Source organism: Streptomyces sp. NPDC048338, assembly GCF_043201055.1.
Taxonomy (GTDB): Bacteria; Actinomycetota; Actinomycetes; order Streptomycetales; family Streptomycetaceae; genus Streptomyces.
Genome location: NZ_JBICYQ010000020.1, coordinates 43,921 through 70,068, shown reverse-complemented (window position 1 = coordinate 70,068; position 26,148 = coordinate 43,921). Strand labels below are relative to the sequence as shown.

At 72.3% G+C, this 26,148-nt stretch carries 25 protein-coding genes; 8 read left to right on the top strand and 17 right to left on the bottom strand.

Annotated elements, in window-relative coordinates; genetic code table 11:
- The first annotated feature begins 29 nt into the window (after nucleotides 1–29).
- From mgt to ACGFZF_RS35460, 4 genes are all read left to right on the top strand, one after another.
- Nucleotides 30–1,235 (top strand): macrolide-inactivating glycosyltransferase, encoded by a 1,206-nt coding sequence (gene mgt, locus ACGFZF_RS35475; protein ID WP_393561122.1) that lies wholly within the window; start codon nucleotides 30–32, stop codon nucleotides 1,233–1,235.
- A 268-nt stretch (nucleotides 1,236–1,503) separates the two neighbouring features.
- Nucleotides 1,504–2,706: a S8 family serine peptidase gene (locus tag ACGFZF_RS35470; RefSeq protein ID WP_393561120.1), complete on the top strand. Its 1,203-nt coding sequence runs from the start codon at nucleotides 1,504–1,506 to the stop codon at nucleotides 2,704–2,706.
- Nucleotides 2,707–2,779: 73 nt separating this feature from the next.
- A complete protein-coding gene (locus ACGFZF_RS35465) occupies nucleotides 2,780–3,331 on the top strand; it encodes a DUF1697 domain-containing protein (protein WP_393561118.1) in 552 nt (183 codons plus the stop codon).
- The gene (locus tag ACGFZF_RS35460) at nucleotides 3,324–3,707 is read left to right on the top strand and encodes a DUF4440 domain-containing protein (protein WP_393561116.1); all 384 of its coding nucleotides are present in this window, start codon (nucleotides 3,324–3,326) and stop codon (nucleotides 3,705–3,707) included. Before ACGFZF_RS35465 ends, ACGFZF_RS35460 begins: the two co-directional genes overlap by 8 nt.
- On the opposite strand, the gene ACGFZF_RS35455 is transcribed toward ACGFZF_RS35460, so the two are convergent.
- The gene (locus ACGFZF_RS35455; protein ID WP_393561114.1) at nucleotides 3,679–4,527 is read right to left on the bottom strand and encodes an aldo/keto reductase; all 849 of its coding nucleotides are present in this window, start codon (nucleotides 4,525–4,527) and stop codon (nucleotides 3,679–3,681) included. The two genes, ACGFZF_RS35460 and ACGFZF_RS35455, sit on opposite strands and share 29 nt — an antisense overlap.
- A gap of 104 nt (nucleotides 4,528–4,631) precedes the next feature.
- On the opposite strand from ACGFZF_RS35455, the gene ACGFZF_RS35450 reads away from it, so the two are divergent.
- Together ACGFZF_RS35450 and ACGFZF_RS35445 are read left to right on the top strand one after the other, a co-directional pair.
- Nucleotides 4,632–5,273, top strand: a complete 642-nt coding sequence (locus tag ACGFZF_RS35450; RefSeq protein WP_393561112.1) for a DsbA family protein — start codon at nucleotides 4,632–4,634, stop codon at nucleotides 5,271–5,273.
- 81 nt (nucleotides 5,274–5,354) lie between these two features.
- The gene (locus ACGFZF_RS35445) at nucleotides 5,355–5,927 is read left to right on the top strand and encodes a TIGR03086 family metal-binding protein (protein ID WP_393561110.1); all 573 of its coding nucleotides are present in this window, start codon (nucleotides 5,355–5,357) and stop codon (nucleotides 5,925–5,927) included.
- Nucleotides 5,928–5,991: 64 nt separating this feature from the next.
- On the opposite strand, the gene ACGFZF_RS35440 is transcribed toward ACGFZF_RS35445, so the two are convergent.
- From ACGFZF_RS35440 to ACGFZF_RS35385, 12 genes are all read right to left on the bottom strand, one after another.
- Nucleotides 5,992–6,729 carry a sirohydrochlorin chelatase gene (locus tag ACGFZF_RS35440; RefSeq protein ID WP_393561108.1) on the bottom strand — a complete coding sequence of 246 codons (738 nt, stop codon included), beginning with the start codon at nucleotides 6,727–6,729 and terminating at the stop codon, nucleotides 5,992–5,994.
- A 7-nt stretch (nucleotides 6,730–6,736) separates the two neighbouring features.
- Entirely contained in the window at nucleotides 6,737–7,621 is an 885-nt protein-coding gene (locus ACGFZF_RS35435) for an ABC transporter permease (RefSeq protein WP_393561106.1), read from the bottom strand.
- Nucleotides 7,608–8,402 carry an ABC transporter ATP-binding protein gene (locus tag ACGFZF_RS35430; protein WP_393561105.1) on the bottom strand — a complete coding sequence of 265 codons (795 nt, stop codon included), beginning with the start codon at nucleotides 8,400–8,402 and terminating at the stop codon, nucleotides 7,608–7,610. Before ACGFZF_RS35430 ends, ACGFZF_RS35435 begins: the two co-directional genes overlap by 14 nt.
- Before the next feature lie 43 nt (nucleotides 8,403–8,445).
- On the bottom strand, nucleotides 8,446–9,552 hold the full coding sequence (locus ACGFZF_RS35425; protein WP_393561103.1) for an aliphatic sulfonate ABC transporter substrate-binding protein: 1,107 nt from the start codon (nucleotides 9,550–9,552) through the stop codon (nucleotides 8,446–8,448).
- 189 nt (nucleotides 9,553–9,741) lie between these two features.
- A complete protein-coding gene (locus tag ACGFZF_RS35420; protein WP_147980525.1) occupies nucleotides 9,742–11,088 on the bottom strand; it encodes a sulfate adenylyltransferase subunit 1 in 1,347 nt (448 codons plus the stop codon).
- Nucleotides 11,089–11,090: 2 nt separating this feature from the next.
- Nucleotides 11,091–12,026: a sulfate adenylyltransferase subunit CysD gene (gene cysD, locus ACGFZF_RS35415; RefSeq protein WP_393561101.1), complete on the bottom strand. Its 936-nt coding sequence runs from the start codon at nucleotides 12,024–12,026 to the stop codon at nucleotides 11,091–11,093.
- Nucleotides 12,023–12,589 (bottom strand): adenylyl-sulfate kinase, encoded by a 567-nt coding sequence (gene cysC / locus ACGFZF_RS35410; RefSeq protein WP_393561099.1) that lies wholly within the window; start codon nucleotides 12,587–12,589, stop codon nucleotides 12,023–12,025. The genes cysD and cysC overlap by 4 nt, the downstream gene beginning before the upstream one ends.
- Complete coding sequence (locus tag ACGFZF_RS35405) at nucleotides 12,586–13,293, bottom strand: phosphoadenylyl-sulfate reductase (RefSeq protein ID WP_393561097.1); 708 nt, start codon at nucleotides 13,291–13,293, stop codon at nucleotides 12,586–12,588. Before ACGFZF_RS35405 ends, cysC begins: the two co-directional genes overlap by 4 nt.
- A complete protein-coding gene (locus ACGFZF_RS35400; RefSeq protein WP_147980521.1) occupies nucleotides 13,290–13,469 on the bottom strand; it encodes a hypothetical protein in 180 nt (59 codons plus the stop codon). The genes ACGFZF_RS35405 and ACGFZF_RS35400 overlap by 4 nt, the downstream gene beginning before the upstream one ends.
- Nucleotides 13,466–15,163, bottom strand: coding sequence for a nitrite/sulfite reductase (locus ACGFZF_RS35395; RefSeq protein WP_393561096.1), 1,698 nt, complete (start codon nucleotides 15,161–15,163; stop codon nucleotides 13,466–13,468). Before ACGFZF_RS35395 ends, ACGFZF_RS35400 begins: the two co-directional genes overlap by 4 nt.
- Before the next feature lie 126 nt (nucleotides 15,164–15,289).
- Nucleotides 15,290–15,373, bottom strand: coding sequence for a putative leader peptide (locus ACGFZF_RS35390; RefSeq protein ID WP_310591794.1), 84 nt, complete (start codon nucleotides 15,371–15,373; stop codon nucleotides 15,290–15,292).
- Between the two features lie 346 nt (nucleotides 15,374–15,719).
- A complete protein-coding gene (locus tag ACGFZF_RS35385) occupies nucleotides 15,720–16,289 on the bottom strand; it encodes a GNAT family N-acetyltransferase (RefSeq protein ID WP_393561094.1) in 570 nt (189 codons plus the stop codon).
- 258 nt (nucleotides 16,290–16,547) lie between these two features.
- Here ACGFZF_RS35385 and ACGFZF_RS35380 point away from each other — a divergent pair, with 258 nt between their 5' ends.
- A complete protein-coding gene (locus ACGFZF_RS35380) occupies nucleotides 16,548–16,769 on the top strand; it encodes a CarD family transcriptional regulator (protein ID WP_147980518.1) in 222 nt (73 codons plus the stop codon).
- Nucleotides 16,770–16,856: 87 nt separating this feature from the next.
- On the opposite strand, the gene ACGFZF_RS35375 is transcribed toward ACGFZF_RS35380, so the two are convergent.
- Both ACGFZF_RS35375 and ACGFZF_RS35370 read right to left on the bottom strand, forming a co-directional pair.
- Nucleotides 16,857–18,170, bottom strand: coding sequence for a GAF domain-containing protein (locus tag ACGFZF_RS35375; RefSeq protein ID WP_393561091.1), 1,314 nt, complete (start codon nucleotides 18,168–18,170; stop codon nucleotides 16,857–16,859).
- Nucleotides 18,171–18,504: 334 nt separating this feature from the next.
- Nucleotides 18,505–20,142 (bottom strand): acyl-CoA dehydrogenase family protein, encoded by a 1,638-nt coding sequence (locus ACGFZF_RS35370; protein WP_393561089.1) that lies wholly within the window; start codon nucleotides 20,140–20,142, stop codon nucleotides 18,505–18,507.
- A gap of 17 nt (nucleotides 20,143–20,159) precedes the next feature.
- On the opposite strand from ACGFZF_RS35370, the gene ACGFZF_RS35365 reads away from it, so the two are divergent.
- On the top strand, nucleotides 20,160–21,275 hold the full coding sequence (locus ACGFZF_RS35365) for a YihY/virulence factor BrkB family protein (protein ID WP_393561087.1): 1,116 nt from the start codon (nucleotides 20,160–20,162) through the stop codon (nucleotides 21,273–21,275).
- 10 nt (nucleotides 21,276–21,285) lie between these two features.
- Here the strand turns inward: ACGFZF_RS35365 and ACGFZF_RS35360 are convergent, their stop codons facing one another.
- Together ACGFZF_RS35360 and ACGFZF_RS35355 are read right to left on the bottom strand one after the other, a co-directional pair.
- Nucleotides 21,286–25,110: an SAV_2336 N-terminal domain-related protein gene (locus ACGFZF_RS35360; protein WP_393561085.1), complete on the bottom strand. Its 3,825-nt coding sequence runs from the start codon at nucleotides 25,108–25,110 to the stop codon at nucleotides 21,286–21,288.
- Nucleotides 25,100–26,128 carry an AAA family ATPase gene (locus ACGFZF_RS35355; RefSeq protein WP_393561083.1) on the bottom strand — a complete coding sequence of 343 codons (1,029 nt, stop codon included), beginning with the start codon at nucleotides 26,126–26,128 and terminating at the stop codon, nucleotides 25,100–25,102. The genes ACGFZF_RS35360 and ACGFZF_RS35355 overlap by 11 nt, the downstream gene beginning before the upstream one ends.
- Nucleotides 26,129–26,148 lie beyond the last annotated feature (20 nt).

The window sequence follows — 26,148 nt, the reverse complement described above, 5'->3', positions numbered from 1 at the left end:
TCTGGTTGCACGAGACGTCTCGTCTCGTTATGGTGCTGCTCATGACCACGACCCCGCGTGCCCACATCGCCATGTTCTCCATCGCCGCCCACGGGCACGTGAACCCGAGCCTCGAAGTGATCCGCGAGCTCGTCGCCCGAGGGCACCGCGTCAGCTACGCCGTGCCCGCCTCCTTCGCCGAGAAGGTCGCCGCGACCGGCGCCACCCCCGTCGTCTACACCTCCACGCTCCCGACCGACGAGGACCCCGACGCCTGGGGCACCGAGCTGATCGACAACGTCGAGCCCTTCCTGGACGACGCCGTCCAGGCGCTCCCGCAGCTCGCCGCCGCCTTCGCCGGAGACGAACCCGACCTCGTCCTGCACGACATCACCGCCTATCCGGCACCGGTCCTCGCCCATCGCTGGGGCGTCCCCGCCGTCTCGCTCTGGCCCAACCTCGTGCCCTGGGAGGGGTACGAGGAGGAGGTCGCGGAGCCGATGTTCGCGGAGCTCAAGGCCTCGCCGCGGGGCAAGGCGTACTACGCGCGCTTCGAGCGGTGGCTCGCCGAGCACGGCGTCGACACCCCTCCCGACCGCCTGGTGGCCCGCCCGCGCCGCGCCGTCGTCCTCATCCCGCGAGCCCTGCAGCCGCAGGCCGACCGGGTCGACGAGTCCGTCTTCCGTTTCGTCGGCGCCTGTCAGGGCGGTCGCGCCGACCAGGGGGAGTGGCGCCGGCCCGAGGGGGCCGGCCGGGTCCTCCTGGTCTCCCTGGGGTCCGCCTTCACGAAGCAGCCCGCTTTCTACCGGGCGGCCGCCGCGGCCTTCGCGGACCGCCCCGACTGGCACGTCGTCCTCCAGATCGGCTCCTTCGTCGATCCGGAGGAACTGGGCGAGCTGCCGGCCAACGTGGAAGTCCACTCCTGGGTACCGCAGTTGGCGATCCTTCGGCAGGCCGACGCGTTCGTCACCCACGCCGGCGCCGGCGGCAGCCAGGAGGGCCTGGCCACCGGCACCCCGATGGTGGCGGTCCCGCAGGCCGTCGACCAGTTCGGCAACGCGGACATGCTCGTGTCCCTGGGTGTGGCCCGCCGGCTGGCGATGGAGGAGGTGACGGCCGAGCGGCTGCGCGAGGCCGTGCTCGCCCTCGCCGACGACCCCGAAGTCGCCCGCCGCGCAGGGGAGATCCGCCAGGGGATGGCGGCCGAGGGCGGGACCCCCAGGGCCGCCGACCTGATCGAGGCCGAACTGGCCTGAGCGCGTTCGCATTTCGGAGTGGATGATGCACCGACGGGTTCGTTGCTGATTGCACTAGCAAGGCCCCCGGGGTCCCCGGGGGCCTCATGTGTGAATGAAATGCGGGGGGTTGGCGGGGTTCTCTTTAAGAAACCTTGTTGAGTAAGCCGGAGGGCCGGGAAGCCCTTGAACTGAGCCCGTCAATCGGTCAGGGTTTCGAGGCAGCTACCGGAGAGTTTTCTTCCAGTGGCTCAACCCCCCACAAATCCTGACGAGGAGTCCCCTCTTCATGGCTACACACAAGCGCGTTCGCCGGACCAAGCTCATCGCCGTCACGACCGCGATAGCAGCAGCCGCCGGAGTGACCGTCCTCACCAGTCCGTTCGCGGGCGCGGCCCCCACGCCCGCCTTCGGCACGGTCTACGGCCTCGGCGCGGAAGGCGCGGTCAGCGGAAGCTACATCGTCCTGCTCGACGAGAAGGCCGACAAGGGCAAACTGGCGAAGGAGTACGGCGGCACCCTGCGCCGCAGCTACGACTCCACCGTCAACGGCTTCTCGGTCAACGACCTCTCGGTGACCGAGGCCAAGCGCCTCGCGGCCGACCCGGCCGTCTCCAAGGTGGTCCAGAACAAGAAGTTCTCCATCAGCGCCACGCAGGCCGATCCGCCCTCCTGGGGCCTGGACCGCGTGGACCAGACCGAGACCGCCGGAGACTCCAAGTACACCTACCCCGACGGCGCCGGCGAGGGCGTGACCGCGTACGTCATCGACACCGGAGTGCGGGTCAGCCACCAGGACTTCGGCGGCCGGGCCGCCGACGGCTTCGACGCCGTCGAGAACGACGAGACGGCCCAGGACGGCAACGGTCACGGCACGCACGTCGCCGGCACCATCGCCGGCACGGCCCACGGTGTCGCCAAGAAGGCGAAGATCGTCGCCGTGCGCGTCCTCGACGACAACGGCTCCGGCACCACCGAGCAGGTCGTCGCCGGCATCGACTGGGTCACCAAGAACCACCAGGGCCCGTCCGTCGCCAACATGAGCCTCGGCGGCGGCGCCGACCCGGCGCTCGACGACGCGGTCAAGAAGGCGATCGCCTCCGGCGTCACCTTCGCCGTCGCGGCCGGCAACGAGTCCTCCGACGCCGGTCAGGGCTCCCCGTCCCGCGTCCAGGAGGCCATCACGGTCGCCTCCTCGACCAAGGACGACCAGCAGTCCGACTTCTCCAACTTCGGCTCCGTCGTGGACCTGTACGCCCCGGGTTCGGACATCACCTCGGCCTGGAACGACAGCGACACCGGTACGAAGACCATCTCGGGCACCTCCATGGCGACCCCGCACGTGGTCGGCGCCGCCGCCGTGTACCTCGCGGCACACCCCGACGCCACCCCGGACCAGGTCGCCCAGGCGCTCGTCGCGGGAGCCACCGCGGACAAGATCAGCAACCCGAGCCAGGGCACCGCCAACAAGCTGCTCAAGATCGTCGAGTAGTCGCCCCCGCATGATGACCGGCGGCCGTCGCGCCCTCCCCCACGGGGCGCGACGGCCGCCCTATCGTGTGACCATGACGACGACCTATGCCGCACTGCTGCGCGGAATCAACGTGAGCGGGCACCGCAAGGTGCCCATGGCGGAGCTCCGTTCACTCCTCGAAGGGCTCGGCCACCGCGACGTCCGGACCTACCTGCAGAGCGGCAACGCCGTCTTCACCACCGACGCCGACGAGACCGACGACACCCTCGCCGCCGCTGCCGAGAAGGCCGTCGAGCAGCACTTCGGCTTCCGCGTCGAGACCCTCGTGCGCAGCGCCGCCTACCTGGCCGCGGTGGCCGACGCCTGCCCCTTCCCGGCCGCCGAGCTGGAGGGGAAGCAGCTCCACGTCACGTACTTCTCGGAGGCCCTCGGCGCCGAGCGCTTCGCCTCGGTCGACCAGGCCGCCTTCCTCCCGGAGGAGTTCCGCCTCGGCGACCGCGTCCTCTACCTCTACGCCCCGGACGGCCTCGGGCGCTCCAAGCTGGCCGAGGCGGTCTCCCGGCCCTCCCTCCTCAAGGGTGTCGTCGCCACCTCCCGCAACTGGAACACCGTGACCAAGCTCGTGGAGATGACCCGTGACTGACCTTCCCCCCGCCGTGGCCGCGGCCGTCGAGGGCGAGCTGCGCCTCCTGGACCCGACGGTCCGCAGCTCGGTGAAGCTCTTCTCCGCGCTGCTGCACCCGGACTTCGAGGAGTTCGGCACGTCAGGACGCCGCTGGGACCGGGCGTCGATCATCGCCGCGATGACCGCGGGGGCCAGCCCCCGGTCGGTCACCGCCAGCGACATGCACGGTGTGCAGCTGGCCCCCGACGTGGTGCACCTGACCTTCGCCACCGAGTCCCACGGCGTCCGCTCCCACCGCAGTTCGATCTGGCGGCTGACCGAGGGACACTGGCTCCTCTACTTCCACCAGGGCACGCCCGCGCCCGTCAGTCCGCCAGAGAGTCCAGCAGACTGAGCTCGGCCGCGTCGAGCCGGAGCGCGCCCGCGTCCAGGTTCTCCTCCAGGTGCGCGAGCGAGCCGGTGCCCGGAGTCGGCAGCAGCACCGGCGAACGGTGGAGCAGCCAGGCCAGGGCGATCTGCCCCCGGGTCGCGCCGCGCGCCGCCGCGACGGTGTCGAGCGAGGCCGCGGCCCGGCCGGTCAGGGCGCCGTTGCCCAGCGGGAACCACGGCAGGAAGCCAAGCCCGTGCGCCTCGCAGAGCTCCAGCACCGCCGCGGAGCCGCGGTCCAGCAGATGGAATCGGTTCTGCACGGACACCACGGACGACGTGAGGGCCAGCGCCTCCGACAGCTGCCCCGCGGTCACCGAGTCCAGGCCGACGTGCCGGATCTTCCCCTCCGCGCGCAGCTCGTCCAGCGCGCCGAGCTGCTCGGCCATCGGCACCTCGGGATCGAAGCGGTGCAGCTGGTAGAGGTCGATCCGGTCCGTCCGCAACCGGCGCAGGCTCGCCTCGCACATCTCCCGCAGCCGTTCCGGACGTCCCTCGACGTGCCAGGCGCTGTCGCTCGTCCGGACCACCCCGCCCTTGGTGGCGATCACCAGGTCGTCGCGGTACGGACGCAGCGCCTCGGCGACGAGCTCCTCCGCCAGGCCCGGCCCGTAGTTGTCCGCGGTGTCCACGAGCGTGACACCCCGCTCCACCGCCCGCCGCAGCACGGCGACGGCATCCGCCCGCGGGCCGCGCGGACCCCAGTAGCCGGGGCCGGTCAGCTGCGCCGTTCCGTAGCCGAGCCGTCGTACGGGAACACCACCGAGGACGAACGTCTCCGAGACCATACGGGCACCGTACGACAGCACGTCGGACGGCTCCGAAGTGGCCCAGCCGACGAAGCGGTGAATGGCCCGAGGTCACGGGCCATCGGCTGGCTAGGCTCCCAGCCATGACCACCGACGCCCCGTCCCGGCCCGTTGCCCCCGCCGTCCCCGTCGTCGACTTCTACTTCGACCCCGCCTGCCCCTTCGCCTGGATCACCTCCCGCTGGATGCTGGAGGTGGAGCGGCAGCGCGACGTCGAGCTGCGCTTCCGGGTGATGAGCCTGTACTTCCACAACATCGGCAACGAGCTGCCCGACTGGTACCGGGAGCTCGTCGACAGGTCGATCGGCCCGGTGCGGGTCGCCGCCGCCGCGGCCGCGGAGCACGGGGAGGAGATCCTCCGCCCGCTCTACACCGCCTTCGGCACCCGCATCCACGAGCGCAAGGAGCCGGACTTCGACACGGTGATCGCCGAATCCCTCGCCGAGCTGGGACTGCCCGCACGGCTCGCCGAGGCCGCCCACGACACCCGCCACGACGAGGCCGTGCGGCGCAGTCACGACGCGGGGCAGGACCCGCAGGCCGGAGGCTATGTCGGCACCCCCACCCTCCACGTCGACGGCACGGTCTGGTTCGGACCCGTCCTGCGTGCCATCCCCCGTGGACGGGAGGCGGTGGAACTCTTCGACAGCTTCCGCGTCCTCGCCGGCCACTCCGACCTCTTCGAGCTCAAGCGGACCCGCACCGGCGGCCTCGACTTCGGCTGATCCGGCCGACGCCGACGGCCGGCGCCCGGGTGTCGCGAATCTTCAAGACCGCGACGCGGGCGCCCGCCTAGCGTCGACGCCATGAACGACATCCACACGCACCTCGGCGTCTGCGCCGCCGAAGCGGCCCGCGTCGCTCGCGGCGTCACCCGGGAACAGCTCGCCGCACCCTCCGTCTGTGCCGACTGGACGGTGGGCGAACTCGCCAACCACCTCGTCCTCTACTCCGCGCACGGCCTGGAGCACCGCGCCCTGCGCGAGCAGCTCCCCGAGGAGCTGACGGCCCGCGACTTCGCCGCCGACCCCGACTGGGCGGAGCGGTACGCCGCCCAGCTCGACCGGGCCCTGGCCGCCTGGGAACGCCCCGGTGCCTGGGACGGCGAGGTCGACCTCGGCTTCACCGCCATGCCGGCCACCGTGGTCGCCTCGCTGCTCGTCAAGGAACTCGCCGTGCACGGCTGGGACCTGGCACGCTCCACCGGCCAGGGCTTCGAGGTGCCCGGCCCGACGGGGGAGTTCCTGCTCGGCGTCGTGGCCGAGCACGCCGAGGTCTACCGCAGCTACGAAGGATTCGCGGCCCCGGTCGAGAGCGCGCCGGACGCCTCCGCCTTCAGCCGCGCCCTCGCCCTGAGCGGACGCGACCCGCTCCGGTAGCGGCCGTCCGCGGCGGTGCCGGCCGAAGGGTCCCCGGTGTCCGGGACGGGCCGAACGGACCGCCTCAGCCGGCGACCGCCACCCGGCGGGCGGCGACGGCCTCCTCGTAACGCTCCGTCAGCAGCCGCGCGAGCTCCGGAGCCGGGCCCAGCACGTCCGCCAGGACGTCCGCCTCCGCGGCGCCGGCCGCGATCCGGTCGGGGAGCCGGCCCGGCGCGATGACGTACGGGGCCACCGCGATCCGGCGCACCCCGTCGGCGCGCAGCGTCCGGACGGCGTCCTCGGTCCGGGGGAGGGATGCGGAGGCGAACGCAGGCCGCACGGAGCACCAACCGGTGCGCCGCAGCTCCCGCGCCGTTTCTGCGATCACTGCGATCGCCTCCGGGTCGCTGGAGCCCGCCGAGGCCAGGACGACCCCGGTCGAGCTCTTGTCGCCGGGCGTGAGCCCGGCCTCGTACAGCCGCCGTTCCACCGCCGCCACCAGCAGCGGCGAGGGGCCGAGGACCTCGGCCCGCCGCACCCGCAGGACGGGTGGCGCCTGTCGCAGGACGGCGGGGATGTCCGCCTTGGCGTGGAAGGCGCGGGTCAGCAGCAGCGGCAGCGCCACCACGTCCCGCACCCCCTCGGCCGCGAGCCGGTCGAGCGTCCCGCTCACCGACGGCAGGTCGAAGTCCAGGAACGCCGTCTCCATGCGCAGCCCCGGCCGCAGCGACCGGGCGCGGGCGACCAGCGCCCGCACGGTCGCCGCGTGCCGCGGATCGCGGCTGCCGTGGGCGATGACGAGGAGGACGGGACCGTTCACGGCGTTCTCAGCTCTTGACCAGCAGACCGCGGCGCCGCAGCACGGCGCGCTCCAGCGGGCTGAAGACCAGCAGGTCGATGGCGACACCGACGAGCAGGATCAGGATGATGGCCAGGAAGATCCCCGGCATGTCGAAGTTGTTCCGGCCGTTCTCCAGCAGCTGACCGAGCCCCAGGCCGAGATCGGGGGAGGACGCGATGATCTCCGCGGCCATCAGCGACCGCCACGAGAAGGCCCAGCCCTGCTTCAGGCCGGCGAGGTACCCGGGCAGCGCGGCCGGCATCACGATGTGCCAGGCGCCCTTGAGGCCGGTGGCGCCGAGCGTCCGGCCGGCCCGCAGGAACAGCGGCGGCACCTGGTCCACGCCGGCCACCAGACCGTTGGCGATGGACGGCACCGCGCCCAGCAGGATCACGGCGAACATCATCTGGTCGTTGAGTCCGAGCCACAGCACCGCGGGTGCCACCCAGGCGACCGAGGGCAGCGACTGCAGACCCGACAGGATCGGGCCGATCGCCGTCCGCACCACGGACACCCGGGCCACGACGAGCCCGAGCGGGGTGCCGATCGCCAGCGCCAGCAGGAAGCCGAGCAGCGCCCGGGAGACGCTGGTCCACAGCACCTCGAGGAGCGTGCCCTCCAGCCACATCGTGGAGAGGGACTCCCAGACGGCTCCGGGGGAGGGCAGCTTGCCCTCGTCGGTGACCTCGGCCACCACGAGGAGCTGCCAGACCACGAGCACCAGCACGACGGCCAGGACGGGCGGCAGGACCTTCTTCAGCAGGACCTCGCGCACCGGGGTCCGGCGGACCTGCACGCTGTCCAGCGCGTCCAGGCCCGCTTCCAGCCCGGCCAGGTCGTCGGTCTTGGGTGTGGTGTCAGTGCTGGCCATGGCGGCGGATCTCCCCACGCAGTTCTTCGGTGATCTCGACGGAGAGCTCCGCGACGGCGGCGTCCTCGATGCGGCGCGGCTGCGGGATCTCGATGGTCCACTCCCGGGCGATCCGGCCGGGGCGGGACGACAGCAGCACCACGCGCTCGGCCAGCCGCACGGCCTCGCGCACGTTGTGGGTGACGAAGAGGACGGACAGCTTCGTCTCGCGCCAGATACGGGTCAGCTCGTCGTGCAGGACGTCGCGGGTGATCGCGTCGAGCGCCGCGAACGGCTCGTCCATCAGCAGCAGATCGCTGTCCTGGGCCAGGGACCGGGCCAGCGCGACCCGCTGCCGCATGCCGCCGGACAGCTCGTGCACCCGCTTGCCGTACGAGCCCTTGAGCCGGACGAGTTCGAGCAGGCGCTCGGCCTCGTCGCGGCGCTCGGCCTTCGGCACCCCGCGCAGCCGCAGGGCCAGTTCGATGTTCTTGCCCGCGGTCAGCCACGGGAAGAGGGCGTGCTCCTGGAACATCAGGGCCGGCCGGCCGCCGGGGGTCGCGATGGACCCCGCGGACGGCCGGTCGAGCCCGGCGACCAGGTTGAGCAGGGTGGACTTGCCGCAGCCCGAGGCCCCCAGGAGGGTGACGAACTCGCCCGGGGCGACATCGAGTGAGATGTCGTCGAGCACGAGCTGCTGACCGGCGGGTCCGCCGAAGGACTTCGAGACGTGCTCGAGCCGGGCGGCGTGGGTCACCGCCGCGCGGTCCTCGGCCTTGGCGATCGTCGCGGTCGTGGCCATGGTCGTCACCTCCTGGGATACCTGAACTGGGCTTTTTCGAGGGTTACTTGACGCCGAGACCGGCGTCGGCGACCTCGGGCTGCCCCGCGGCCTTCAGGACCTTGTTGAGCGGCTTCAGGTCGTAGATGCCGTTCAGGTCGGGCTGCTTGAGGAGACCGGCCTTCACCGCGTGGTCCGCCTGGGCCTGCAGCGTGGCGGCCAGCGGGTCGTTGGTGAACTGGATCGACGGCCATGCGCCGTCGATGACCTTGTCACCCAGCGCCTTGCCGGAGAGCTCCTTCAGCTTGGCGTTGGCGGAGGCCTTCGCCTTGTCGGTGTTGGCGTTGATCCACGCGTTGGTCTTCACCGATCCGCGCAGCACCGCCTCGACGACGTCCGGGTGCTCCTTCAGGAACTTCTGCGACACGATGACGTTCGTGATCACGAACTTCTTGTCGGGCCACAGGTCCGACTCGTCGAGCAGTACCTTGGCGCCCTCGCTGACGAGCTTCGACGCGGTCGGCTCCGGCACCCAGGCGCCGTCGATGGAACCGGACTTGTAGGCGTCGGGGGTCACCTTGTTGTCCGTGCGGACCACGGAGACGTCGCCCTTGCCGCTCTGGGCGTCGACCTTCCAGCCCTTCTCGGAGACCCAGTTCAGGAACGCCACGTCCTGGGTGTTGCCGAGCTGCGGAGTGGCGATCTTCTTGCCCTTGATGTCGTCCAGGGTCTTGATCTTGTCCGGGTTCACCACGAGCTTGACCCCGCCGGAGGCGGAGCCGGCGACGATGCGGAGGTTGGAGCCCTTGGACTTGGTGTAGCCGTTGATGGACGGCGACGGGCCGATGAAGCCGATGTCGATCGAGCCGGCGTTCAGCGCCTCGATCTCGGAGGGGCCGGCGTTGAAGGTGGAGACCTTCAGCTGCGTGCCGCCCAGTTCCTTCTGGAAGATGCCTTCCTGGTCGCCGACCAGGGCGGTGGCGTGCGTCAGGTTCGGGAAGTACCCGAGCCGGACCGTGTCGGCGGAGAGCTTCTCGCCCTCGGCGGCCACCTTCTTCTCGTCGTTCTTGGCCTCGGAGCCGTAGCCGCAGGAAGCAAGCACGCCGATCAGCAGCGGCAGGGCCGCGGCGGCGGCGAGTGAGCGGCGCAGGGTGGTACGGGAGGCAGGCACGGGTTCCCCTCAGGGTCTTCGAAGTCTTCTTCGTCGGTGGTGTCGGAGGTGGAGCGGGGTGGCGCCGCAGGAGCGGCGCATCGGCGTCAGCACGCACATCGCGCGACACCTCCCCGGCCCGCACCGAGGGCACCGGAGCCGACCCGGCCGCCTTCCTTGGCGAACGTGGCGTAGACGTCGTGTCTCATCTCAGAAGTCCCACCCTTCCTCGTCTGCGGGGGCGACGGCCGCCGCGGCCTTGGCGCCGGCGAAGGACTCGCCCGCCATGCCGGCGGCGAGCGTGGTGCCGTCCGCGGGGTCGATCAGCAGGAACGAACCGGTGCGGCGCGAGTCCGCGTACGCGTCGAGCGCGAGCGGCTCGGCGGTGCGCACCTTGACCCGGCCGATGTCGTTGGCGACCAGCTGCCCCGGCTCGGGGTGCTGGGAGAGGTCGTCCAGGGTCAGCCGCGAGGGGATCTCCTTGACGATGGCCTTGACCGTGCGCGTGGTGTGCTTGAGCAGCACCCGCTGGCCCACGACGAGCGGCTGGTCGGCCACGTGGCAGACCGTCGCCTCGACGTCCTGGCTGGTGGCCGGGGCGTCGTCGACCGGGGCGAGCAGGTCGCCGCGGGAGATGTCGATGTCGTCGGCGAGCCGGATGGTGACCGACTGCGGGGCCCAGGCGATGTCGACGGGCTCGCCGAGCGCGTCGATCGCCGAGATCGTGGACGTCCGGCCCGAGGGCAGCACCGTGACCCGCTCGCCGACCCGGAAGGCACCGGCCGCGATCTGGCCGGCGTAGCCCCGGTAGTCGGGGTGCTCGGCGGTCTGCGGACGGATGACGTACTGCACCGGGAAGCGCGCGTGGCAGGCCGTCAGGTCGTGGCTGACCGGGACCGTCTCCAGGTGCTCCAGGACGGTGGGACCGCCGTACCAGTCCATGTTCGCGGACGGCTCCACCACGTTGTCGCCGGCCAGCGCCGAGATCGGGATCGCGGTGATCTCCGGGACGCCGAGCTCGGAGGCGTACGTCGTGAACTCCTCGGCGATCGCGGCGAAGACGGGCTCGGCGTAGTCCACCAGGTCCATCTTGTTGACGGCGAGGACCACGTGCGGCACGCGCAGCAGGGCGGCGACCGCCGCGTGGCGGCGGGTCTGCTCGACGACGCCGTTGCGGGCGTCGACCAGGACCACGGCCAGTTCGGCGGTGGAGGCGCCGGTGACCATGTTGCGGGTGTACTGCACGTGGCCGGGGGTGTCGGCGAGGATGAACCGGCGGCGGGCCGTCGCGAAGTAGCGGTAGGCGACGTCGATGGTGATGCCCTGCTCGCGTTCGGCGCGCAGGCCGTCGGTGAGCAGGGCCAGGTCGGGTGCTTCCTGGCCGCGGGAGCGGGAGGCGTGCTCGACGGCCTCCAGCTGGTCGGTCAGGACCGACTTGGAGTCGTGCAGCAGCCGGCCCACCAGGGTCGACTTGCCGTCGTCGACGGAGCCCGCGGTGGCGAACCGCAGCAGGGTGGTCGCCGAGACGTCGGTGAACTGCTCGGTGGTGCTCGTCATGGCTAGAAGTACCCTTCGCGCTTGCGGTCTTCCATCGCGGCCTCGGACATCTTGTCGTCGGCGCGGGTCGCGCCCCGCTCGGTGAGCCGGGACGCGGCGATCTCGGCGATGACGGCGTCGAGCGTGGTGGCGTCGGAGTCGACGGCGCCGGTGCAGGACATGTCACCCACGGTGCGGTAGCGGATGAGCCGCTTCTCCACCGTCTCGGTGTCCTTGGGGCCGCCCCAGTCGCCGGCGGTGAGCCACATGCCGCTGCGGGCGAAGACCTCGCGCTCGTGGGCGAAGTAGATGTCCGGCAGCTCGATCCCCTCGCGGGCGATGTACTGCCAGACGTCCAGCTCGGTCCAGTTCGACAGCGGGAAGACCCGGACGTGCTCGCCGGGGGCGTGCCGGCCGTTGTACAGCTGCCACAGCTCGGGCCGCTGCCGGCGCGGGTCCCACTGCGAGAACTCGTCGCGCAGCGAGAACACCCGCTCCTTGGCGCGGGCCTTCTCCTCGTCGCGCCGGCCGCCGCCGAACACCGCGTCGAAACGGTGCTGCTGGATCGCCTCGGTCAGCGGCACCGTCTGGAGCGGGTTGCGCGTCCCGTCGGGACGCTCGCGCAGCTTCCCCGCGTCGATGTACTCCTGCACCGACGCGACGTGCAGGCGCAGGCCGTGGCGCGCCACCGTGCGGTCGCGGTACTCCAGGACCTCGGGGAAGTTGTGCCCGGTGTCGACGTGCAGCAGCGTGAACGGCACCGGGGCCGGCGCGAACGCCTTCAGCGCCAGGTGCAGCATGACGATGGAGTCCTTGCCGCCGGAGAAGAGGATCACCGGCCGCTCGAACTCGCCCGCGACCTCACGGAAGATGTGCACCGCCTCGGACTCCAGGGAGTCCAGGTGCGACAGCGCGAACGGACTGTCGGTCGCGTCGTGGACATGAGCGACGGTCGTCATGCGACACCCCTCTCGGTGAGCAGCGCGTGGAGCTGCGCCGCGGACTCCTGCACGGTCTGGTTCTGGGACTCGATCCGCAGATCCGGGTTCCGCGGCTCGTCGTACGGGTCGTCGACACCGGTCAGCCCGCTGATCTCGCCCGCGGCCTGCTTGGCGTACAGCCCCTTCACGTCGCGTACCGAGCACACGTCCACCGGAGTGGCGACGTGGACCTCGACGTAGGGAGTGCCCTCGGTCCGGTGACGCTTGCGGACGGCCTCGCGGCTGTCCTCGTACGGGGCGATCACCGGGACGAGGACCTTCACGCCGTTGGAGGCGAGCAGTTCGGCGACGAAGCCGATCCGCTGCACGTTGGTGTGCCGGTCCTCACGGCTGAAGCCGAGGCCCGCCGAGAGGAACTCGCGGATCTCGTCGCCGTCGAGGACCTCGACGCGGTGGCCCTCGCCGCGCAGCCGGCCGGCCAGCTCGTGGGCGATGGTGGTCTTGCCGGCGCTGGGCAGCCCGGTCAGCCAGATGGTGGCACCCGTCACGTGCTTCTCCTGAACTTCCTGAGTGTCCGTCATCCGTGCAGTCCGCACTCGGTCTTGGTCCGGCCGGCCCAGCGGCCCGCGCGGCTGTCCTCGCCCTCCGCGACCCGGCGGGTGCAGGGCGCGCAGCCGACCGAGGCGTAACCGTCCATCAGCAGCGGGTTGGTGAGGACTCCGTGCTGGGCGACGTAGGCGTCGACGTCGTCCTGCGACCAGCGGGCGATGGGGGAGATCTTGACCTTCTGCCGCTTCTCGTCCCAGCCGACGACCGGTGTGTTCGCCCGGGTCGGGGACTCGTCGCGGCGCAGGCCGGTGGCCCAGGCGCGATAGGCGGTCAGGCCCTCCTCGAGGGGCTTGACCTTGCGCAGGGCGCAGCACAGGTCCGGGTCGCGGTCGTGCAGCCCGGGGCCGTGCTCGGCGTCCTGCTCGGCCACCGTCCGACGCGGGGTCAGGGTGATGACGTTGACGTCCATCACCGCGTCGACCGCGTCACGCGTGCCGATGGTCTCCGGGAAGTGGTAGCCGGTGTCGAGGAAGACGACGTCCACGCCGGGCAGGGCACGCGACGCCAGATGGGCGACGACGGCGTCCTCCATGGAGGAGGTGACGCAGAACTCCCGGCCGAAGGTGTCGGCGGCCCACTGGAGGATCTCCAGTGCCGTCGCGTCCTCGAGGTCGCGCCCGGCCTGCTCGGCCAGGTCCTTCAGATCGGCGCCCTCGGTGACCTGAGTCGTCGTCATATCTCTTCCCCTCCGTCGGAATCGCTCGAAGTGCCCGGGGCGAGCAGCCCCAGGAACTTCAGCTGGAAGGCTCGACCGCATGCCCGGCATTCCCAGGCGCCGTGGCCCTGCTCGTTCGGGCGCAGGTCCTCGTCGCCGCAGTACGGGCAGTGGAACGGCGCGGCACGCTCGCTCACGACAGGGCCTCCTCGGACGCGCGCGCCGCCCAGGTGGCGAAGCGCTCGCCGGGCTCGCGCTCCTTGCCGAAGCGCTCCAGGACCCGCTCGATGTAGTCCGGCAGCTCGGCCGAGGTCACCTTCAGACCACGGACCTTGCGGCCGAAGCCCGCCTCCAGGCCGAGCGCGCCGCCCAGGTGGACCTGGTAGCCCTCCACCCGGTTGCCGTCGTCGTCGAGGACGAGCTGGCCCTTGAGGCCGATGTCCGCCACCTGGATACGGGCGCAGGCGTTCGGGCACCCGTTGATGTTGATGGTGATCGGCTCGTCGAAGTCGGGGATGCGGCGCTCGAGCTCGTCGATCAGGGACGCGCCGCGCGCCTTCGTCTCGACGATCGCCAGCTTGCAGAACTCGATGCCGGTGCAGGCCATCGTGCCGCGCCGGAAGGTCGAGGGGTTCACCCGCAGGTCCAGGGCCTCCAGGGCGGAGACGAGCGAGTCGACCTGCCCCTCCTCGATGTCCAGGACGATCATCTTCTGCTCGGCGGTGGTGCGGATCCGGCCCGAACCGTGCGCCTCGGCGATCTCGGCGATCTTGGTGAGCGTGGCGCCGTCGACCCGGCCGACGCGCGGCGCGAAGCCGACGTAGAAGCGGCCGTCCTGCTGCCGGTGGACACCGACGTGGTCGCGCCACCGGCCGGCGGGCTGCTCGGGGGCGGGGCCGTCCGTCAGCTTCCGCTTCAGGTACTCGTCCTCCAGGACCTGGCGGAACTTCTCCGCGCCCCAGTCGGCGACGAGGAACTTCAGGCGGGCGCGGGTGCGCAGCCGGCGGTAGCCGTAGTCACGGAAGATCGAGATGACGCCCTCGTAGACGTCGGGGACCTCGTCGAGCGAGACCCACGTGCCCAGCCGGACGCCCAGCTTGGGGTTGGTGGACAGGCCGCCGCCGACCCAGACGTCGAAGCCGGGGCCGTGCTCCGGGTGGTGCACGCCGACGAAGGCGATGTCGTTGATCTCGTGCGCCACGTCGAGGAGCGGCGATCCGGAGACCGCGGACTTGAACTTGCGGGGCAGGTTCGAGAAGTCCTTGTTGCCGACGATCCGTCGCTGGATCTCGTCGATGGCGGGTGTGCCGTCGATGATCTCGTTCTCGGCGATGCCGGCCACCGGGGAGCCGAGGATGACACGGGGGGTGTCGCCGCAGGCCTCGGTGGTGGACAGGCCGACGGCCTCCAGGCGGTTCCAGATCTCGGGAACGTCCTCGATCCGGATCCAGTGGTACTGCACGTTCTGCCGGTCGGTGATGTCCGCCGTGCCCCGCGCGAACTCCTGCGAGATCTCACCGATCACCCGGAGCTGCTCGGTGGTCAGCCGGCCGCCGTCGATGCGGACCCGGAGCATGAAGAACTCGTCGTCCAGCTCCTCCGGCTCCAGGACACCGGTCTTGGTGCCGTCCAGCCCCTGCTTGCGCTGGGTGTAGAGGCCCCACCAGCGCATGCGCCCGCGGAGGTCGTTGGGGTCGATCGAGTCGAATCCACGCTTCGAGTAGACCGTCTCAATGCGTGTCCGCACATTGAGACCGTCGTCGTCCTTCTTGAACTGCTCATTGCCGTTCAGCGGGGTGAAGTGCCCCACGGCCCACTGACCCTCGCCACGGTGACGGCTCACCTTGCGGCGGGGCGTGGCGGGTGCGGGGTTTTCCGGGGTGGCGGCCATGGCTTTTCGTCCTTCGGGACTGCGGGAGGGCGGCTCTGACCTGCACACTCGCGCGCAGGTGTGATGATGGCGCGGCGGTGCGCAGAAAGGTCGGGCAGAGGAGTGATCGCGGCGGTGCTGGTTCTCTCAGCGCGCCGGACAGATGGCGCTGGACATGCGGCCGAGGTCGACGTGCCGCCGACTCACCAAGGCAATTCCAGTTCCAGACATGACGGAAGCGTGTCACGGGACTTTGGACCCAGTCCAGCTTCGTCCAGGATGTGGACATCGACGTCCCGCATTGCGAGACGGTGTGCTGTGGGTCACTTCCGGCGGGTGGTGCTCAAGGGGCGTGCGTCGGGGGCGCGTCGGGGTCCCCGGTCCGTACGGCGGGATGGGAGCGGCCCGGTGCGAGGGGCGCGCGGGGCGCCGCTCCGGGACCCTCGGCGGTGCGCCGGCCGCGTCCGGGGGCGCCGCCGGGGCGGTACCGAGCCTCGTGCCGGGCGGCCGGGTCGCGCTGCCGGGGCTGGGCCGGAGGGACCGGCGCCGGCGTGTCCGGCGGGGGCGACGGGAGGTGTCAGCCCAGGGCGCCCGGCCAGGGGCCCGGGGTCGCCGTCTCCTCGGCCTCCTCCACCTTGGTGTCGAAGAGCCGGAAGCCGCGGCGCTGGTAGTTGTCCATCGCGTGCGGGCCGTCCAGCGAGCAGGTGTGCAGCCACACCCGGCGGGTCGGCTCGCGGTCGGGCCAGCGCTCGGCCAGGTCCCAGGCCCGCCGCACGCCCTCGGACAGCAGGTGACCGCCGATCCGGCGGCCCCGGAAGGGGGCGATCAGTCCGAAGTAGATGATCTCCACGGTGCCGTCGTCCTGCGGGTCGAGCTCCACGTACCCGGCCGGCGTGCCCTTGTCGTACGCCACCCAGATCTCGGCCCCCGGCTTCTCGACGATCTCCTGCCACTCCTTGTAGGACAGGTGCAGACGGTCGTTCCAGTGGATGTCGCCGCCGACCGCCGTGTAGAGGAAGCGGCTGAACTCGGGGGAGGGCACCTCGGCCCGCACGATCGTGACGTCGTCGCCCTCCGGCGCGACGGCGGGGCGGAGATCGGACGGCGAGGTCTGTTCGAGGGACCAGGTGGTGACAGTAGTGCTCATGCGCTCATCGCATCACGGCCGCGGCGGCGGTGCCCAGGCGGCCCCCGCCGCCGTGAACGGAGTGTCCGGATCGTGGACACCCGCCTCCGGCATCCGGTCCACGGCGGTCCGGCGGGCGCCGGAACGCGTCGCGTGCACGTGTCGGCCCCCAGGATCCGCCGCGCGAGCCCCGTCGCGAGCTGCCGTTCCGGGCCCCGCGCGAGAAAGGGAGCCGGACGGCCGCACCGAACGGCTGCGCGCTGGCGCATACTGGGGGCAATGACGAAGCCATCTGCACCGAAGCGCCATTTGCCCACCAGCCCCTTCAAGGCCCCGGTCGCGCTGCCCCCCAAGGAGTTCGCCGTAGGCGACAAGGTCACCCATGACATGTACGGCCTCGGCCGGGTCGTCGGCATCGAGGACGGAATCGCGGCGGTCGTGGATTTCGGCTCGGCGCAACGGCGGATCGTGAGCCCGTACAACAAGATGAGCAAGCTCTAGGTCGTGTCCGGGGCGGTCCCCAGGCCACCCCGGGCGCCCCTCCGGTCCCCGGGGCCCTGTCCGGTCCTCTTCCTTCTTACTTCCCTACTAACTCCGCCGTTCCGTGCGGTTCGCCCGTTCCGCCCGCACCGCCGGCGCCGTCGAGTGCGGCAGCAGGTCCTCCGGGTGGGGCGGGCGCATCACTTCCACGCCGACCTCCTCGCTGAAGCGGTACGGACGGTGCGCCAGTACCCCCGCCAGATTCCGGCGGATCCGTGACATCTCCGCCCGTACCGTGACGGTCCGGGTCCGGTCCCCGAACACGTCCTGGGCCAGTTGTGCCGCCGTCCGCCCGTCCCGGTGCAGCGCCAGCACGAACAGCAGCTCGGCATGGCGCGGGCTCAGCTCCTGCGTCCAGCTGCCCGCCGCTCCCGCGACCGCCACCGACCAGCGCCGCGGCCGGCTCAGGTCGAGCACCACGCGGCTCGCCGGGACCACCGGCCCGCCCGACTCCGGACGCTCCTCGTCGTCGATCCGCAGCAGCCAGCCGCCCGGCAGCGGCTCCACCGCGCACGCCCCCAGCGACGGCAGCCAGACCCGACCCGCGCGGAACGACTTCGGCAGGCCGATCCGGTCCTGGGGCGCCATCCCCGTCACCGCCGCCGTCCAGCCGTGCGTGTCGACGGCGATCGCCCGGCCCCCCACCCGGCACAGGATCGGTGCGGCCACCGACCGCAGCCGTTCGATCGACCGCAGGTGACGCTCGCGCATCTCCGCCTCCGCGAGCTGCGCGACCGAGCCGACCAGTGCCAGCGTCGCCGGATGGAAGGTCGACGCCGGGCCGCTGACGTCCACGATCCCCAGCAGACGCTGGTCGCGCGGATCGTGCACGGGGGCCGCCGCGCAGGTCCAGCGGTGCAGGGTGTGGACGTAGTGCTCCGCCGAGTGGACCTGCACGGGCCGGCGCATGGCGAGCGCCGTCCCCACCGCGTTCGTGCCGGTGGTGTGCTCGGTCCAGGCCGCGCCCTCCTCCAGGCAGATGCCGTTGGCCTGCCGCATCACGGCGAGATTGCCCTCGCGCCACAGCACCCGGCCCTGTTCGTCCGTCACCACCATGATCTGGAGGGAGGCGTCGGCCATCGCCGCGAGCCCCTCGCTCAGGGTCCGCATGACCTCGCCCAGGACCGTCGTCCGCCGCCGCTCCTCCAGCTCGTCGCGGCGCAGCAGCACGCTGCTGGTGCTCTGGTCCGGATCGACGCCCAGCCGGAACATCCGCTGCCACGACGCGTCGATCACCGGGCGGGGCGCGATCGGGGGCGTGCGGCCCGCGAGGGTCTCCTCCCGCACCCGGTACAGCAGCCGTGTGGCCTGGGCGGCGTCCATGGCGGCGAGCCGGTTCATGTCGAGCTGCGTGTTCTTCATCGGTCTCTCCCAGCCACCTGCGGTGCTGTATCGGTTCTGCAGATTTCCGGAGTGTCGGTGCCCATCGTGCCGCCCGGTGCTCCCGGGTGAAGGGCGGTTCGGGTAATCCTGCAACCCTTTGCAACTCTGGCGGACACCCGCCAGGTGCATGAGGGTGGTGCAACAGCCGAGGGTGGTGCCGTGTCGGCGCAGCACCACCCCCGGCTTTTCCGCGCGTCCCGGCCCCCTGGCTCGCGCGGACGGACGGCGCGCGGGGACGCGGGGCGCGCACCGCCCGACCCGCAGGAGCACCCGCGCGCGGGACCTTCCGACGGCCCCGCCGGTTGACGGGGCCTCAGCCCACGGCGCGCGCCCGCTCCACCACCGCGCCCAGGTCCAGGGCGGTCGGCAGCGTGCCGAAGGCCGATCCCCAGTCGCCCCCCAGCCGCGAGGCGCAGAACGCGTCCGCCACCTCGGGCGGCGCCCACCGCACCAGCAGCGAGCCCTGCAGAACCAGTGCCATCCGCTCCACCAGGCGCCGCGCCCGGCCCTCGATCCCGTCGAGATCGGCCAGCTCGGTCAGCACCCCCCTGATCGCGCGGTCGAGCCGGTGGTCCTCACCCCGCGCCTTCCCCACCTCCGTCAGGAACGCGTTCAGCGCCCGCGGCTCGCGCTGCAGCGCCCGCAGCACGTCCAGGGCCTGCACGTTCCCCGAGCCCTCCCAGATCGAGTTGAGCGGCGACTCGCGCAGCAGCCGCGGCATGCCCGACTCCTCCACGTAGCCGTTGCCGCCCAGGCACTCCAGGGCTTCCGCCACGACCGGCGTGCACCGCTTGGCCACCCAGAACTTCGCCGTCGGCACCGCGATCCGCAGGAACGCCCGCTCCGCCTCGGAGTCGGTGTCGTACGCGGCGGCCAGCCGCAGCCCGAGGACCGTCGCCGCCTCCGACTCCAGCGCCAGGTCGGCCAGCACGTTGCGCATCAGCGGCTTCTCGATCAGCACGCCGCCGAACGCCCGGCGGTGGGCGGTGTGGTGCACGGCCTGCGCCACCGCCTGCCGCATCAGCGCCGCCGAGCCCAGCACGCAGTCGAGCCGGGTCGCCGCCACCATCCCGATGATCGTCCGGACCCCGCGGCCCTCCTCGCCGACCCGGCGCGCCCACGTCGTCCCGTCGAACTCCACCTCGGCGGAGGCGTTCGCGCGGTTGCCGAGCTTGTCCTTCAGGCGCTGGATCGCGAACGCGTTGCGCGTGCCGTCCTCCAGGACCCGTGGCACCAGGAAGCACGTCAGGCCGCCGGGGGCCTGCGCCAGGACCAGGAACCCGTCGGACATCGGCGCCGAGCAGAACCACTTGTGCCCGGTGAGCACGTACGTGCCGTCCTCGGCCAGCGGACGCGCCTCGGTCGTGTTGGACCGGACGTCGCTGCCGCCCTGCTTCTCGGTCATCCCCATCCCGAGGAGCACCCCGGCCTTCTCCCGCGGCGGCCGCAGGCCCTGCTCGTAGACGTGCGAGGTGAGCAGCGGCTCCCAGACCGCGGCCAGCTCCGGATCCGTGCGCAGCGCGGGGACCGCCGCGTGCGTCATCGACAGCGGGCAGCCGTGCCCCGGCTCGGCCTGCGTCGCCACCAGGAAGCCCGCCGCCCGCCGCACATGACCACCCGGACGGCCCCACGCGTCCGTCAGCCCCGCGCTGACCCCCTTGCCCAGGAGGCGGTGCCAGGCGGGGTGGAACACGACCTCGTCGATCCGGTTCCCGTACCGGTCGTGCGTCCGTAGCCGCGGCGGGCAGGTGTCGGCGAGCTCCCCCCACTCCCGCACCTGGGCCGAACCTGCGGCCCGGCCCAGGGCCACGAGCTCGTCGCGTGCCTCCGCGAAGACCTCGGGTGTCAGATGTCGTTCGACCGCCTCCGCCAGAGCCCGGTCGGACATGAAGACGTCATATCCCACCAGGGGCGGAGCCTGGTTGGTCACGGTGTGGGTGCCGGCTGCCATGCCGATACGGTAAGGAGGTGCAGGCAGCAAACGAAACACCCGAGCGGCGGCCCGGGAGCAGACTCCACCGGGCCCGAGTCCTCTACCGCAACGTGTCGAAGCGGAAGCTGGTCTGGCTGCTCCTGAAGGACACCGTCAACTCGTGCATCGAGTACCGCATCCTCGGCCTCGCGGCCGAGGCGGCGTTCTTCACGCTGCTGTCGCTGCCGCCCCTGCTGCTCGGCATGATCGCGCTCCTCGGCTACGCCGACGACTGGACCAACACCGACACCGTGGCCAGCATCGAGCAGAACATCCTCAACGCCGCCGGAACGGTTCTGTCGGACCGCGGCGTCCACGACATCGCCAAACCGGTCCTGGACGACGTCACCCAGGGCAAACGGCCCGAGCTCATCTCGCTCGGCTTCGCCATCGCCCTGTGGTCCGGATCGCGCGCCGTCAACGTCTTCATCGACACCATCACGGTGATGTACGGCCTCGACGGGCACCGGGGCATCGTCAAGACCCGGCTCCTCGCGTTCCTGCTCTACATCGTGGCCCTGATCATCGGCGCGGTCGTCCTCCCGCTCGCGGTGGTCGGCCCCGACCGCGTGGTGGAGCTGGTCCCCTGGGGCACGGAGGTCGTCTCCGTCCTGTACTGGCCGGCCGTCATCCTGCTCTCCGTCGCCTTCCTCACCACGCTGTACCACGTCTCCGTGCCCGTCCGCTCGCCCTGGATCGAGGACATCCCCGGCGCGCTGGTGGCCCTCGGCATGTGGGTGCTCGGCAGCTTCCTGCTGCGCATCTACCTGACCAGCCAGGTCGAGGGACCCACGATCTACGGCTCCCTCGCCGCGCCGATCGCCGTGCTGCTCTGGATCGGCATCTCGGCCTTCGCCGTGCTGGTCGGCGCGGCGGTGAACGCGGCGATCGACCGTGTCTGGCCGTCGGTCGCCACCGCCGCGGCCCGCGAGGCCTCCGACCGCGCCCGCGCCGCCCAGGCCGCCGACCTGGTCGCCCGGCTGCGGGCGGAGGCGGACGACGTGGACGAGGACGACCCGGACATGCCGTCGGAGTTCCCGGAACGCTGGTCGAAGTTCCTGCCTCCGGACGACGTGAAGTCGCGCCTGCACTCGGGGTGGGAGAAGGACTGAGGGGCCCGGGTCACGGGGCCTCGTACGGCGACGGGGCGGGACCGTCGCCGGAGTCGGCACCGGGGTCCCGGACGCCGCCGTGCGACGGGCCGCCGAAGGGGTTCTGTCCTCCGCGATGCCGTGCGATGCCGGGGCGGCCGGCCGGGCCTTCCGCCTCGGCGTCGCTCGGTGCCGGGTCCCTGTCACGGCGGGTGACACGGTCGGCGAGGGCCGAGAACCAGCCGCGCTGCTCCGGCGGGGCCGCGAGTTTCGGGTCGGCGACGCCGTCCGGCCGGCTCTCCTTCCCCACGGGCCGCGTTCCCCCGGCCCCGTCCCGTCGCACCACGACCACGTGCCGCCAGCCGCCCGCGGTCGGCGTCATCCGGTCGAACTTCCGCTGCATCGGACGGGGCAGTCCGGCCCGCAGGCCGTGCGAGACGAGCACCGTCACGACGACGAGGCTGTCCGCGTCCTCGGTCCGCTGCTCCCTGATCGTCTCGGCGAGCGTGGTCGCGGCCGCTTCTCCCTCGTCGTGGACGGTCACGCTCAGCAGGAGCGGCGTGCGGACGCCGGTGGGGAGACGGGAGGCCAGGGCGAGCGGAAGGCGGTTCACCGCCCAGTCCACGAGCGATTCCCCGGAGATCCGCGGCGGAACGGGGTGGAGAACCGTGAACCGCCGGCGCTGCCGCCTCACGCGCTCGCCCTCGAGCACCTCCTGGGCCAGGTCGACGACGACCGCCTCCGTCTCACGGTCGATGCGGTGCACGAACGGGCTCCCGATCACCAGCCAGCCCGTCCACTCCGCCTCCAGGCGGTCGAGGGACAGGATCCGCTCGATGAGATCCGCCCGCAGACCGAGCAGGCGCCCGCGCTGTCCGGCGGCCCACTCGCCCGCGATGCCGTCGAGGGGATTGCCGTACCAGAGATCCAGGGCCTCCCTGAAGCAATGGCGGGCGTACCGGCGGTCGCCCTGTTCCAGGGCGTCGTGCCCCTGTGCCGCCAGGGTCTCGGCCTGTGTCAGGTCGAGATACACGTCCGAGGTGTGCAGCCAGTAGTCCTCGCCCCGCGACCTGATCGGATGGCCGAGGGCCGAGAGATGCAGCGCGTACTGCGACGGGCGGACGTCCGGATTCTCCCGGAGGGTCTCCCGCAGCTCCGCCTCGCTGACGGGCAGTCCCCGCGCGAGGAGCAGACGGCACAGCAGGGCGTTGTGCTCGAACGAATGCTCCGACACCTCGATTCCCCGGATCGACGCCATGGGCGGACCGAGGACCCGGTACACCACCTGGGAGTTGCGCTCCGTGCGCGGGGACCGCAGCTCGGACAGGGCCGCGGCTCCCTGGTGCCGCCGGGAGGGGTCCTTGGCGAGCAGGTCGCGGACCGCCTGGCTCAGTTCGGGCGGCACGTCCATGCGCGCCCCCTGCGGACTCGGCGGCGGCGCGTCGGCATGGCGTCGGAGCACGGAGTCCAGGTCGCCCCCGGGGAACGGAGGCGCGCCGGTGAGCATCTCGAACAGGATGCAGCCGAGGGAGTAGAGGTCGCTCTCGGGTACGGCCGGGCCGCGCCGGCGCTCGGGAGCCAGATAGCGTGCCGTCCCGGGCCGCGGGGTGGTGCCGGCGGTGCCGTCGGCCGGGAACAGCCCGGTGCCGTCGGGGTCGCCGTGCCCGTCGGCGTACGGCCAGCGCGACCCGTAGCCGTGCAGCCGGGGGAGTCCGTCGTCGGCCCCGAAGATCACGGCGGGGGTGAGGTTGCCGTGCACGATCCCATGGCGCCCGTTGTGCAGCACCTCCAGCCCGCAGAGGACCCCCTGGGCGATCGTCACGGCCTCGTCGACCTCGATCGCCCCGCTCGACTCGTCGAGGTACTGGCGCAGCGTGAGACCTTCCAGCGGCTCGGTGACGAGGCAGCAGCCGTCCTCCAGCACGAGGGCGTCGACCACGTGCAGCAGATTGTGGTGGGTCACCGTCGCGAGCTCGTGGGCTCGCGCGATGAAGTCGGCGGCGGCGCCACCCGAGTCGGCGCCGGCCCAGCCGCGCTGATGACGCGGCGGGAAGGGGTGGTAGGTGATGCCGACCCGTCGCCCGAGAACGTGGTCGTAGGCCAGCCATGTCCGGCTGGAAGGGTCGCCGACCCGCTGCCGGAGCTCGTACCGATCGCCTCCCAGATCCGGTGGTGCCTCTCCTCCCTCCGACGCCTCCGGCTCCCGCTCCGCCTCGGACCTGCGCGTGGCCAGGCCTCGTTCCGGCCCGCGCAGCAGCCGTACGCTCTCCTCGCTCACCAGCGCGAACGCCCGTCCCGCCGCCCGCTCGCCCGTCCGCCCGTCCAGGCTCTCCACCAACGCCCGGAACTCGCCGGGCAGGGCGCCCGCCCGGGACTCGATCTCGGCGCTCATACGGGCGAGCAGCGCCGCCGTTCCGACGAGCGCCGTGCGCGGCAGCGTGCCCAGCAGCACCTCCCGGACCCCGGGGCGGAACTCGTACGCCCCCGGACCCACCTCGGGCTGAGCCCGGAGCATGCCGCTGAGAACGACCTCGGCCAGGTGCCCGGGTTCCGGGTGCACCTCGACGGCCGCCTGCACGAGGCGCATCACCGGCAGATGCGCCGAGCCCACCGCCAGGTGGGCGGCCAGCCGGAACGCCTGGGGCGAGGCGAGCGCGCGGAAGCGCAGCACCAGTTCCCTCGGGTCGGCCTCGTCCGGCGCGAACCCTTCCTCCTGCTGCCACGCGTCGGGCGATTCCCCGGCCCGGATGTACGCCGCGGCGCCCGGCACCTCCGTACCGCCGGAAGCGGAGACCAGGGCGGCCCAGTTGCCCAGCCAGGCGCCCGTGGGCTCCAGGACCGGGACGGGGACCCCGGAGGGAGCCGGGCCGCCCCGGTACGGAGCGAAGTCCAGGGCGGCGTTCGGGACACCGGGGCCGGGTGAGGCGAAGAGACCCGGGAGTGCCGGAGCCGCGGAATGCCGCCAGAGCCGCTCCGGCAGCGGCTGGACCACGGCCACCGGCAGCTCCCGGCCCAGACCGGCGAGCAGCGACCGCCAGCGCCGCCCGGCGGCGCCGGCCCGCCACTGGGGCCCCATGCAGTCGCTGACGACCAGCAGAGCCGTCCGGCCACGCTCACGGTGACGCTGCGGGAGCCGCCCGTCCGTGCCGAGGCGCAACAGGTCCAGGGTGCGAAAGGCGCCCGTCTGCGCGAGCGCCGTGTGCAGATCCCTCACCAGGGGCCGCCACATCGTCATCGTCGGACCGGCGTCGAAGACGATCCGCAGGTGCAGCCAGCGCTCCTGCTGGGGCCGCAGCACGGGGAGCCACAGCCGGCGCCCCGCGCCGAGGGCGGCGATCCGGTGGGCGGTCGCCGTCTCGTCCAGCTCGAGCCGCGTGCCGCTCGGCACCCCCCGCCCCAGCGGGCGCAAGGAGCGCTGGAGCGCGAGCGGATGCGCGAGCATCGGCGGGGCGGGGGCCAGCAACGGGGCGTGCCGGGCGGCTTCCCCGGGCGCCTCGGCGGGGGCCGGGGGCCGGGGGGCCGCGGGCCTGCGCAGGGGCACCCGGGAACGCCCTCCGGTCGTGCCGGGCGGCGAGGAGGGCGCCGTCGGGTCCGGCGGCACGGGCCGGACCTCGGGGGCGACCGCGTCCGGCTGCGGAACAGGGCGGGCCGGGACGGGTGGAGGCGCCGCCCGTCCGGCGGGATCCGGCAGCACCGCCGGAGCGAGCGGTGGGCGCATCTGCCGGGCCAGCCAGAGCAGCTCGGCCAGCTCCCGGCCCGTCGGCGGCTCCCCGGCGGCCTGTGCCAGCACCGACGCCAGAGCATCCAGGGTCCGGCGTGTCCGTGCCGTGCCGGCCTCGGGACGGTCAGAGGTCATCGGCGTCCCAGGACTCCGTGGCCCGGCTGAGATACGGCATCAGCGCCGTGGCCAGGTCCTCCCGCGATCCCGCGTCGAGACCCGGCGTACGGGCCAGATAGATCGCGTTGAGGAGCTGGTCGGTGGCGAGTTCGCCGGAGTTCTCGCGATGCAGGAACGTGTCCACCAGCGCATGGTCCCGCTCGTCCAGCTCCCCGAGATGCGCCCGGACGATGTCCTGGAGCTGCTCGCGCAGCGGCCGGCGCAGCTCCAGCCGCACGCAGCGGCGCAGGAACGCCGGAGGGAACTCCCGCTCGCCGTTGCTGGTCAGCACCACGAACGGGAAGGCCCGGCAGCGGACCTCGCCGTGCCGGACGGCGACCCGGTCCTCGGAGCCGGCGATCATCACCTCGGCCACGGGGTGCGTCCGTGACGCCCGCACCAGCTCGGGGATCTCGTACTGACCCTCCTCCAGGGTGTGCAGCAGGTCGTTGGGGAGATCGAGATCGCTCTTGTCGATCTCGTCGATGAGCAGCACCCGAGGCCGGTCGTACGGGAGCAGCGCGGTGCCGAGCGGGCCCAGCCGCAGATGGTCCTCGATCGCGGCCTCGTCCCGTTCGCCCGCCGACCGCTCGGTGCCCCGCCCCGCCGCGTACAGCCGGGACAACGGGTCGTACTGGTACAGGCCGTCGGCGAGCGCCGCCCGACTCGTGATGTTCCAGCGCAGCACCCTTCCGAGCCGCAGTTCCCGCGCCACCGCGTACGGCAGGCTCGACTTGCCGCTCCCGGGCGGCCCCGTCACCAGCAGCGGCCGCCGCAGATGCAGGGCCGCGTTGACGAGTTGCACCGTGTCGGACGTCGGGCGGTACGTCCGGGCCTGATGGACGCGGCCGGGGGCGCCGCGGTCGCCGTCCTCGTCCGCCTGCACCGGAGGGAGCGCCGGCCCGCCGTCGAAGGTGCGCCACGGCGGGGGAGCGGGCAGGGCGTCGATACCGTCGTGCGGTGCGTTCGATCCGGTGTAGACGGGCCAGAGGGACATCCGGTAGCTCCAGGGTTCTT

Bases quoted from the DNA above. Each gene is read 5' to 3' on its own strand.
- ACGFZF_RS35445 (WP_393561110.1), top strand. From the start codon at position 5,355: ATGAACGACATCCACACGCACCTCGGCGTCTGCGCCGCCGAAGCGGCC.
- ACGFZF_RS35470 (WP_393561120.1), top strand. From the start codon at position 1,504: ATGGCTACACACAAGCGCGTTCGCCGGACCAAGCTCATCGCCGTCACG.
- ACGFZF_RS35455 (WP_393561114.1), bottom strand. From the start codon at position 4,527: ATGGTCTCGGAGACGTTCGTCCTCGGTGGTGTTCCCGTACGACGGCTC.
- ACGFZF_RS35360 (WP_393561085.1), bottom strand. From the start codon at position 25,110: ATGACCTCTGACCGTCCCGAGGCCGGCACGGCACGGACACGCCGGACC.
- ACGFZF_RS35370 (WP_393561089.1), bottom strand. From the start codon at position 20,142: ATGGCAGCCGGCACCCACACCGTGACCAACCAGGCTCCGCCCCTGGTG.
- ACGFZF_RS35375 (WP_393561091.1), bottom strand. From the start codon at position 18,170: ATGAAGAACACGCAGCTCGACATGAACCGGCTCGCCGCCATGGACGCC.
- cysD (WP_393561101.1), bottom strand. From the start codon at position 12,026: ATGACGACCGTCGCTCATGTCCACGACGCGACCGACAGTCCGTTCGCG.
- mgt (WP_393561122.1), top strand. From the start codon at position 30: ATGGTGCTGCTCATGACCACGACCCCGCGTGCCCACATCGCCATGTTC.
- cysC (WP_393561099.1), bottom strand. From the start codon at position 12,589: ATGACGGACACTCAGGAAGTTCAGGAGAAGCACGTGACGGGTGCCACC.
- ACGFZF_RS35380 (WP_147980518.1), top strand. From the start codon at position 16,548: ATGACGAAGCCATCTGCACCGAAGCGCCATTTGCCCACCAGCCCCTTC.
- ACGFZF_RS35405 (WP_393561097.1), bottom strand. From the start codon at position 13,293: ATGACGACGACTCAGGTCACCGAGGGCGCCGATCTGAAGGACCTGGCC.
- ACGFZF_RS35385 (WP_393561094.1), bottom strand. From the start codon at position 16,289: ATGAGCACTACTGTCACCACCTGGTCCCTCGAACAGACCTCGCCGTCC.
- ACGFZF_RS35420 (WP_147980525.1), bottom strand. From the start codon at position 11,088: ATGACGAGCACCACCGAGCAGTTCACCGACGTCTCGGCGACCACCCTG.
- ACGFZF_RS35390 (WP_310591794.1), bottom strand. From the start codon at position 15,373: ATGTCTGGAACTGGAATTGCCTTGGTGAGTCGGCGGCACGTCGACCTC.
- ACGFZF_RS35395 (WP_393561096.1), bottom strand. From the start codon at position 15,163: ATGGCCGCCACCCCGGAAAACCCCGCACCCGCCACGCCCCGCCGCAAG.
- ACGFZF_RS35450 (WP_393561112.1), top strand. From the start codon at position 4,632: ATGACCACCGACGCCCCGTCCCGGCCCGTTGCCCCCGCCGTCCCCGTC.
- ACGFZF_RS35465 (WP_393561118.1), top strand. From the start codon at position 2,780: ATGACGACGACCTATGCCGCACTGCTGCGCGGAATCAACGTGAGCGGG.
- ACGFZF_RS35430 (WP_393561105.1), bottom strand. From the start codon at position 8,402: ATGGCCACGACCGCGACGATCGCCAAGGCCGAGGACCGCGCGGCGGTG.
- ACGFZF_RS35435 (WP_393561106.1), bottom strand. From the start codon at position 7,621: ATGGCCAGCACTGACACCACACCCAAGACCGACGACCTGGCCGGGCTG.
- ACGFZF_RS35355 (WP_393561083.1), bottom strand. From the start codon at position 26,128: ATGTCCCTCTGGCCCGTCTACACCGGATCGAACGCACCGCACGACGGT.